This window comes from Acidisoma sp. S159, from assembly GCF_009766125.1.
In the GTDB taxonomy this organism is placed as follows: domain Bacteria; phylum Pseudomonadota; class Alphaproteobacteria; order Acetobacterales; family Acetobacteraceae; genus Acidisoma.
The window spans coordinates 19,277-19,517 of sequence record NZ_LMUG01000063.1; the positions used below are offsets into that span (position 1 = coordinate 19,277).

General features: G+C 66.8%; 1 pseudogene. It reads right to left on the bottom strand.

The window, feature by feature from the left end:
• A pseudogene (locus tag GSQ92_RS30380) lies at nucleotides 1–216 on the bottom strand (hypothetical protein); the annotation flags it as partial.
• Nucleotides 217–241 lie beyond the last annotated feature (25 nt).

Sequence of the window (241 nt, forward strand, 5' to 3'; positions counted from 1 at the left end):
CCGATCCGACGCCTCCCAGGCCATGACAAGCGCGGCGCGCACGTCCTCGCCATACACCCATCGCCCCGGCCGCGAACCCTTTCCCGACGGCGGCGTAGCGCCTCGTAGCAGTCGCATCGCGTGCTTGCGGTGATGCCCCGTCAGCGCCACGAACTCATCCAGGACCTTGGTCTTATCGCTCCGCCTGGCCGAGACGTACCTCTCAGTGATCGCCACCACCAATTCCCGACGTGTCGCCATG